General features: G+C 35.7%; 11 protein-coding genes. 8 read left to right on the top strand and 3 right to left on the bottom strand.

All coding sequences use genetic code 11. From position 1 onward, the window contains the following. The coding region (locus ACIQ32_RS10360; protein WP_396195621.1) for an AAA family ATPase at positions 1-560 on the bottom strand (560 nt) is incomplete at its 3' end. A gap of 250 nt (positions 561-810) precedes the next feature. Here ACIQ32_RS10360 and ACIQ32_RS10355 point away from each other — a divergent pair. The 5 genes from ACIQ32_RS10355 to ACIQ32_RS10335 all read left to right on the top strand — a co-directional run bounded on the left by ACIQ32_RS10355 (position 811) and on the right by ACIQ32_RS10335 (position 4790). Continuing rightward, on the top strand, positions 811-1677 hold the full coding sequence (locus ACIQ32_RS10355) for an aldo/keto reductase family oxidoreductase (protein WP_396195620.1): 867 nt from the start codon (positions 811-813) through the stop codon (positions 1675-1677). 74 nt (positions 1678-1751) lie between these two features. Then, entirely contained in the window at positions 1752-2903 is a 1152-nt protein-coding gene (locus tag ACIQ32_RS10350; RefSeq protein WP_396195619.1) for an ATP-binding protein, read from the top strand. Then, positions 2896-3633 (top strand): metallophosphoesterase family protein, encoded by a 738-nt coding sequence (locus ACIQ32_RS10345; RefSeq protein WP_396195618.1) that lies wholly within the window; start codon positions 2896-2898, stop codon positions 3631-3633. Before ACIQ32_RS10350 ends, ACIQ32_RS10345 begins: the two co-directional genes overlap by 8 nt. A 66-nt stretch (positions 3634-3699) precedes the next feature. Next, positions 3700-4194, top strand: a complete 495-nt coding sequence (locus ACIQ32_RS10340; RefSeq protein WP_396195617.1) for a DUF6646 family protein — start codon at positions 3700-3702, stop codon at positions 4192-4194. A 20-nt stretch (positions 4195-4214) separates the two neighbouring features. Beyond that, positions 4215-4790 (top strand): PhnA domain-containing protein, encoded by a 576-nt coding sequence (locus ACIQ32_RS10335; RefSeq protein ID WP_396195615.1) that lies wholly within the window; start codon positions 4215-4217, stop codon positions 4788-4790. 27 nt (positions 4791-4817) lie between these two features. Here the strand turns inward: ACIQ32_RS10335 and ACIQ32_RS10330 are convergent, their stop codons facing one another. Together ACIQ32_RS10330 and ACIQ32_RS10325 are read right to left on the bottom strand one after the other, a co-directional pair. Further along, the gene (locus ACIQ32_RS10330; protein WP_396195614.1) at positions 4818-5561 is read right to left on the bottom strand and encodes a tol-pal system YbgF family protein; all 744 of its coding nucleotides are present in this window, start codon (positions 5559-5561) and stop codon (positions 4818-4820) included. A 59-nt stretch (positions 5562-5620) separates the two neighbouring features. Then, positions 5621-6181: an RNA polymerase sigma factor gene (locus ACIQ32_RS10325; protein WP_396195613.1), complete on the bottom strand. Its 561-nt coding sequence runs from the start codon at positions 6179-6181 to the stop codon at positions 5621-5623. 163 nt (positions 6182-6344) lie between these two features. Between ACIQ32_RS10325 and ACIQ32_RS10320 the strand changes: the two genes are divergently transcribed. The 3 genes from ACIQ32_RS10320 to ACIQ32_RS10310 form a co-directional block, all read left to right on the top strand. Then, the gene (locus ACIQ32_RS10320; protein WP_396195612.1) at positions 6345-6563 is read left to right on the top strand and encodes a hypothetical protein; all 219 of its coding nucleotides are present in this window, start codon (positions 6345-6347) and stop codon (positions 6561-6563) included. A 24-nt stretch (positions 6564-6587) separates the two neighbouring features. Then, positions 6588-8342, top strand: a complete 1755-nt coding sequence (locus ACIQ32_RS10315) for a LamG-like jellyroll fold domain-containing protein (protein WP_396195611.1) — start codon at positions 6588-6590, stop codon at positions 8340-8342. Between the two features lie 95 nt (positions 8343-8437). Then, positions 8438-8968: hypothetical protein (locus tag ACIQ32_RS10310; protein WP_396195610.1), on the top strand; the 531-nt coding region annotated here is incomplete at its 3' end.

Raw genomic sequence — 8968 nt, 5'->3', positions numbered from 1 at the left:
ACGGTTTTTAGCATGAAACGATCGACTTGCGCTTCCGGTAGCGGATACGTTCCTTCTTGTTCTATTGGGTTTTGCGTGGCTAAAACCAAAAAGGGTTTGTCTAATTTGAAAGTCGTATCACCAATGGTAACTTGTTTTTCTTGCATGGCTTCCAATAGTGCTGATTGTACTTTGGCCGGCGCACGATTGATTTCATCAGCCAAAACGAAATTGGCAAAAATCGGCCCTTTTTTAATTGAAAAATCATTGGCTTTTACATTGTAAATCATAGTACCAATTACATCTGCCGGTAATAAATCGGGCGTAAACTGAATGCGGCTAAAGCTTCCGTCAACAGCTTGCGAGAGCGTATTGATTGCTAAAGTTTTGGCCAAACCCGGAACACCTTCCAGCAAAATATGTCCTTGTCCCAAAAGACCAATCAGCAGTCGTTCCACCATGTGCCTTTGCCCCACAATGACCTTGTTCATTTCCAATGTCAGCAAGTCGATAAAAGCACTTTCATGCTCGATTTTAGCATTGATCGCTCTAATGTCTATAGCAGTACCGTTTTCTTCCATAATTTTTTGGTTTATTCAGCTGTTTGTCGGTTTAAATTTTAACATTTCAAAAGTGAAAATTAATTAGGTTACCCGATGTTAATAATGCGTTAAAACTTTAGAAAACATAACGATTTTAAGGATGATTTATGATTTTCTTTTTATAATTTTAAGACCTAAACTGTTTTTCATTTTTTCGTCGGCAAAATAAGAAAATTTTCCATAGACAAAAAAGATAAAACCTACGGCAAAACCCTTTTAAAAGTTACACATGAAAACACAACTCTCTCCTATTATAGCCGGAACGATGAATTGGGGTATTTGGGACAAAAAACTCACCACAGCTCAAATGGATCATTTGATACATATTTGTACGGAAAATAAGATTACTACTTTTGATCATGCAGACATTTATGGTGATTACACAACGGAATCGGATTTTGGAAAAGCCTTTAAAAATTCGCAAATCAACCGAAACAGCATCCAGTTGATTTCAAAGTGTGGCATTCAGCATACCAATGGCCGCGATAATACAATCAAACACTATGATTATGCTAAAGACTACATCCTTTGGTCGGCAGAAAATTCATTAAAAAATCTGCAAACCGATTATTTGGATGTATTGTTGTTGCATCGTCCGAGTCCGTTAATGGCGGCTGATGAAATTGCGGAGGCGGTTGAAAAACTCAAAAAAGAAGGAAAGATTATAGATTTTGGATTATCCAACTTCACGCCATGGCAAACCGAATTGATTCGTCAAAAAACGGAAGTCAATTATAATCAAATACAATTTTCGGCCACGCATCATGAAGCCATGTTAGATGGCAGCCTCGATTATATGCAACTGCATCAAATTCGTCCGATGAGTTGGAATCCGCTCGGGACAGTTTTCCGTGAAGATATTGAACAAACGCGCCGCCTGAAAAAACTATTGGCACAATTGGTTGAAAAATACGGTATGGGTTCGGATACGATTTTATTAGCTTGGATTTTAAAACATCCAGCCAAAGTTATTCCGGTAGCCGGAACCGTTAACATTGCCCGAATCCAAGCTTTGATGAAAGCGGTTGAACTCAACTTAGAACAAGTAGATTGGTTTGCCATTTGGACCGAAAGTATGGGGAATAAAGTACCTTAAAAATACGAAGTTTGAAGTACGAAGTTTGAAGTAGTTTTACTTTGTACTTCGTACTTTGTAAATCGTACTTAACTATGATCAACAAACGCCTTTTAATCAAAAACCTACTCGCTCACAACGATGAGTGCAGCTTTTATGATAAAAATCGTCAGTTGAATTTGCATACCAAAGAAGGAAAAGCTAAGTTTTTGAAACACATTTGTGCCTTGTCCAATTCCAATCCTTCGAACAATTCTTATATCGTGGTTGGTGTGGAAGATCAGGAAAATGAAATCGTTGGTGATGATTTTTTTGACGACAGTCGGATTCAGAATTTGGTGAATGCTTATCTCGAAAATCCGCCCAAAATTCAATACGAAAATGTTCCCTTTCCCAATTTACCTAAGGACAAAGTGGTCGGTTTGGTAACAATTAAACCCAAGCACAAAACTTCTTTTTTCAAAAAAAACATCTATACCATTTTGGCCAATACGGTTTTCGTTAGAGTGGGCAGTAACTCGATGCCTACGGAAGATAAGATTCCGTATTCCAAGCAAAATATTGAAACCGTTATTCGCATTGAAAATAATTCCAGAAACAGCATTGCTCACACTTTAGATGGTGTGATGGATTTTATGAATGTGCGACACGGTGATATGCCTTCGAAGTACAAAGTTTTCAAAGAATTGTTTGTGATTTGTTGGTCCGGAATTCCCAAGAAAATCCGAGATACAACCTATCTTTCCCGCGTTGACATAGAATTGATAAACGAACAAATAAAGCTGTTTTATTCAGCCCTTGATGTGGTTTCTATTCAATATGATGAGCACAGTTTTACCATAGTTGAGCACGTTCCTCTTGGATTGAACGATAAAACCAGTTTTTATCCTTTGGAACAATTGACCATTCATTTTTTTGACAACGGGTATTACAAAATGGAAACTAAAATGCTGTTTGAACCTCCGGCTTACAACAAAAAAATGTTACATCACATTTATAATTCTAATTTAGCTTTGCTGAATAAATTGCAAAAAGGAGTTACTTTGTCAGATCGAGAAGATAAGGATTTAGAGAATTTGTCCTCGACTTTAATGATTTGTTATTTGAATGGATTTGAGGAAGCCAAACAAAAATTAATTGATGCCAAACCTTTTTTAAAAGGACAAAAAAAAGCCAATGTTTATTTGAGTTTTAAAGAGGCGATGCGCATTTTAAGAAAAATGAAATACAACCAAACGAATGGGTAGAATATTAGTAATAGGCGATATTCACGGCGGTTTGAGAGCATTGCATCAAATTATGGAAAGAGCCAATGTAACGGTGCGTGATACGCTTATTTTTTTAGGAGATTATGTTGATGGTTGGAGTGAATCGCCACAAGTAATTGACTATTTGATGGGTTTAAGCCAAAGACAAAATTGTATTTTTATCAAAGGCAATCACGACGAGTTATTGCTGGATTGGTTGGAAGGTAACACTCAAAATTTCGATGAGAAAATGTGGTTCAAACATGGCGGTGAAGCTACGATTAAGGCTTATGAAAAAGTAAATGACGCCACTAAAAGACAACACATTTATTTTTTAAAATCATTACAAAATTATTACCATGATGACCAAAACCGGTTGTTTATCCATGCCGGATTTACCAATATGAACGGGATAGATTATGAGTATTTCCCCAAATTATTTTATTGGGACAGAACGCTTTGGGAAACCGCCTTGTCATTGGATGAAACCATGGCTAAAGACAGTTGGCTGTATCCTAGACGACTCACATTATATGAGGAAGTATACATTGGTCACACACCGGTTACGCGAATTGGAGCAACAACTCCTGTGCAAAAAGCTTGTGTTTGGAACGTGGATACCGGCGCAGCTTTTAAAGGACCATTAACGGTTATGGATGTCAACACTAAAGAATTTTGGCAAAGTGAACCCTTAAACGAATTGTATTTTAACGAAAAAGGCAGGAATTGATTTCAAATTAATTCTACATAAAAGTATGTCTTAAACCTATATATTTGCACTCAAAACAGATGAATCATGAAGAAAATAATCACATTAGTAGCTTTAGTTACAGTTAGTTTAATAAATGCTCAAGCTTTCAAAGGAAAGGGCGATATTAAAGGACAAGTCGGATTAACTATTCAAGACGGAGGAACCGGAATTGGTGTTTCAACAGATTTCGGTATAGGCGAAAATATGTCTTTCGGCATTGTAGCCGGTTATATGTTGAATGCCGATGAAATATTGGGAGAAAAACCCCGTTTTGAAGATCGTGCCGATTTAAAAGTGCGTTTCAGTGCTAACATAGGCAACGTTTTAAAGTTAAGTGACAATATGGATGTTTATCCCGGATTGAATTTAGGATTGCGCAATTTCGGCGGGCATTTAGGATTCCGGTATTTTTTTACCAACGGTTTCGGAATGTTTGCTGAAGCCAACACACCTTTAGCCCGATATGATACTGATGTAAACGGATTTGAAAATTACAACAATCAGTTTGTATTCACAATCGGCGCTTCCTTTAACTTGTAAATAATTGTAAGCCAATCCCAATGAGTATTGTTGCCGAAAAAAGATTAAAAGACAGAAGCGGTTCGAAATGTGAAATCAGCGGAAGCGAAGAGCAGTTAGTGGTTTATTTGGTTGAACCGAAAACCGAAGCCACACCCGAAAACTGTGTTTTAATCACCAAAACTTTAAAAGACCAAATTGAGAATCCAGAAACCACTAATCCTAATGATTGGCGTGGTTTAAGTGACAGTATGTGGAATGAAAACCTTCCGGTGCAAATTGTTTCTTGGCGGATGTTGGCAAGATTAAAAAACCACGATTTACTCGACATGATGTATTTGGATGAAGAGGCGTTAGAATGGGCAAAAGCTACCGGAGAAGGGGAAGACGAAGAAGGCAAAATTGTGCACAAAGATTCTAATGGCAATCTTTTATTCGATGGCGATTCAGTAGTTTTGATTAAGGATTTGGATGTAAAAGGCGCAAATTTTACTGCAAAACGCGGCGCTGCAGTACACAATATCAAAGTGGTTTGGGACAATGCCGAACAAATTGAAGGCAGAGTCGAAGGACAACATATAGTGATTTTGACGCAGTATGTGAAAAAAACAAAGTAGATTTTCGATATTAATTTTACGAATATTTTATTTCAAACACTCTAAAACCGCTTTTGCTTTTTTGTTGTATGGATTGCTTTGATCGTTTGTTATTGTCTCAAATTGTTGTTTTGCAGCGCTGTTTTCGTTTAAGTTCTTCAAGGTGAAACCTAATCTAAAAGCAGCATCATAATAAAAAACGCTTTCTTTGTTTTGTGTAATTTTGGCGTAATCGATTTTGGCTATTTTGTAGTTTTTTAATTCGTAACTGATAACACCATGAAAATAAACTGCTGTATCGTTTTGTGGTTTTTGAGTCAGTATTTGTTGTGAAATGGCAAATGCCTCTGTCATTTTGTTAGCTCGGTATAATTCCATTAAAGGATCCCAGTTGGTTTTTTCTGCTCCCATATAGTTGGGCAAACCTTCTTCTTTATTGTAAAACGCTTCTATGTTTTGTTTGCTATTGAAAGACGCATTAATAAAATAACCTAAAACAAAAGTAATAGGGAGTATAACCGCCGCATATTTGAGATACGTGCTTTTGTTTTTTCGTTTTGTTTGAGAAGCAACTAAGTCAACTTTTTCTTCCGTTTTAGCGAATGCTTTTTTAAGCACGTTGTAATCCCAGTTGTTTTCCTCTAGAAGCATTTTAGCGCCTAGTAGCGCCTCGTCTGTAGGTTGGCTATTTTTTAGTTGTTCCAAAATACGCATACGCTCTTGTGGGTTGAAATCATCTTCTAATGATTGCAACAGTAGTGCTAAAATTCTATTTTGGTTCTCGGTGTTCATACTATATTTAAAACGATTCAGTTTTGTTTTATTCCCAAAAGTAATTTATTTTTAACGGATTACTCCATAAACGTTTTCCATAAATTCTTTACTTTTTTTCGTGCCATTGAAAGCATGTTGGCGATTGTTTTTTCAGAAAGATTTAGTTGTTTTCCAATTTCTGTGTTAGAGAATCCTGTGATACTTAAGGTTAAAATTTCCTTTTCTTTTTCGGGTAGGCAGTTTAATAATGCTTTAAAGTTATCATCGGTAAGCGTCTGTTTTGCTCCATTAAATACTTCTTTGGGCAGTAGTTTTTTAATGCCGTCTACGATTCTGCTTCGGGTGTTTTTGGTTTTAATAACATCAAGGCTTTTGTTTTTTACCATAACGAGCATCAAGGCTTTGATGTTGATTTCTTCTTCAATAAATTTTTGACGCCTCTTTTTTATTGGCATGGCAAATACTTTTTCAAAGCAATCGGCAACGACATCTTCGGCTTCTTGTTGCGATTGCACGTATCGATACGCTACTAAATACAAATCGGGTAACCACGCTTTATAAAGTGTACTCAAGGCGTGGTTTTCTCCATTGCAAAATTGCTGGAGTGCTAGTATAGTGATGGACTGCGTAGGTTTCAAAAACTATGTTTTGGCTTTTTAGTAGTCGCAAATATATATTTTTTTATGAGTACGTCGGGAAGATTAAGCTGCTTAATCGTATTGATTTTATAAACATTTTTAACAAAAAAACATTGACCGCAAGGAGGTTGCGGTGAGTGGTTGTAAGATTGCGAATGAAATTATGGATATACGAGTTTTTATACGATTGCACGAATTGATAGTAACCAAACAAACAGGAGCTCCTAAAAAATTGGCTCAAAAACTGGAAATATCAGAACGAAGTGTGCATTATTATATTGCTTTTATGAAAAACGAGATGAAAGCACCCGTAGTTTATGACAATAAGTTGGAAACCTATTTGTATGAAAGGGAGTGTGAAATATGCTTTATCAATAAATAATTTAATCTTTAGAAATACTTAACAATGAAAACAAAAAATTACTTTAAGAAAGCAATATTACTATTTTTAGTATGCTCTGCTCAAATTATTATGGCTCAAGTACCATCTTATGTTCCAACTAATGGTCTAGTTGCCTATTATCCTTTTAGTGGCAATGCAAACGACGTTAGTGGTAATGCTAATAATGGAACCGCTACTGGAGCAACTTTAACTGCAGACAGGTTTGGGAACGCCAATAGCGCCTATAATTTTGCAAACACAGGACAAAACATAAACTTTTTCTCAAACGGAGCATGGTGTGCCAATAATCATACTATTTCTCTTTGGTTTAATTCAGCGTTTATTTCTGGTAAAGACCAATTTCTTTTAGCGAAAAGATCATCCTGCCTTAGTGGAACAGAAACTCACTATTTTGAGATGACGATTTCTCCGACAAATAATTTATTAAGTATGGGTTGGGGAGGACTTCCATCAACCTTTGGAGCATTCTTTTATAATATTAGTTTTACACCAAACACATGGAATAATGTGGTTTATGTAAGGAATGGTGCTGATTTTTATGTCTATTTGAACGGGGTTATGGTAGCTACAGAAAACGGTAATTGTCCGCCAATTTCAAGTTCAATAATGTTAAAAGCCGGTAATCATTCTTGTTCTGTTCCAAATGATGACTATAATGGTAAACTTGATGACATCGGTCTATGGAACAGAGCTTTAACCTCTCAAGAAGTAAGCAATATGTATAATCAAGTTGCTCCATACAGCGACACTTGTAACGCAGTAAGCGGTTCATTAACCCAAGGTCTTGTTGGCTACTGGCCGTTTTGTGGCAACGCCAATGATGATAGTGGCAATGGTAATAATGGTACTGTGAATGGCGCAACATTAACAACTGATAGATTTGGGAATAGTAATAGTGCCTATAGCTTTAATGGGGTTTCTAACACAATTAGTTACAATAGCACTTTTGTTTTTAATCAAAACAGTGATGGAGCATTATCATTTTGGTTTGAGAATCAATCTATATTAAGTAATATTTATTCAACACTTTTTTTTAGTAAAACTACTCTAGGCGAAAATAATAGGTATAACTTATACTTACAACCCTTAGCTGGCAATTTGCTTAGACTTACATTAGATTATAGAGAATCAAATTCTAATCTTCATATTTTAAATACATACCAACCAATAACCAATAATGTATGGAATAATTTGATAATTTCCAGATCTTTAAATGTTTATTCGTTATATCTGAATGGAATTTTAGTTGGTACCGTAACAGATTCTACACCAAATTTGCCTAACGAAATTGGATGGTTAATTGGAAGTAATCCAAATGGTTTTGGAGTTCCAATTTTTTATCAAGGTAAAATCGATGATATTGGCTTTTGGAATCGAGCTCTAACTCAATCAGAGGTAACTCAATTGTACAATCAAAATCAGTGTTTTACCAATACAACAGTAACTGATACGCTTATCATCAACGTTGGGCAATTGTCTTATAACAATCCAATTGCATATTCAAACAACATCACCATTGCTCCAAATCCAGCAAGTTCTCAAATCAATATCAATTTCAACAACATCACCGATTTGAATGGTGGTACATTGAAAGTGATTAATTCGTTAGGGCAGCAAGTAGCAACAACGCCAATAACAACCTCCGGGACCCAAAGCATTATGCAGTTGGCAACATGGGGTGGTTCTGGTATGTATTATGTTCAAATCATCAATCCACAAGGTATCGTAGTTGATGTTAAGAAGATTATATTACAATAATAGTAATGGTTTAGTTAAGAAAGAAAGGACATCGAGAGGTGTCCTTTTTTAGTACATCACCCCTTTTAATAACTCAAAATTATACCTTTGATGATTTGGTTAAACGTTTTATGAAGATTTTACTCCCTGTTTTGATGTTGTCGGTTTTTGTTTATGGACAATCGCTCCAAAAAGCCCAATATTATTTAGACCGCTCCGATTATCGGCATGCTGTTCCTTTGTATGAAAAAATAACGGAAGAGGCAAAACTAAATCATAACCTAGACCTACAAATTGAGGCTCAAAACGGTCTTGCCGATTGTTATATAGATTTAGGCGCTACTTATAAAGCGATGGCTATTCTTAAGCAGAATATCGTTTTATTAAACAAGGCAACTACCAAAAACTACTTTTTGCTGGCTAAAACCCACCAGTTGCTAGCTATAGGGTATGACAAACTCTATTTGATAGAAGATTATTTAAAAGAAACTAAAACTTTTTATCAGTATTACAAAAAAGCAGCGCCAGATAAAGAAATATATAAAGCCCTTTATTATGCTTATGTGGGCAGGTATTACAACATGCGGTTTATGGTAGATAAAGCGTTTTTTTATACTAATGCTGCTTTAAAAATTTATCATAAGAAT

It is taken from the genome of Flavobacterium sp. (assembly GCF_044373165.1).
In the GTDB taxonomy this organism is placed as follows: domain Bacteria; phylum Bacteroidota; class Bacteroidia; order Flavobacteriales; family Flavobacteriaceae; genus Flavobacterium.
Note: the sequence above shows the minus strand (reverse complement) of the source record. Positions and strands in the feature narration are given on the sequence as shown.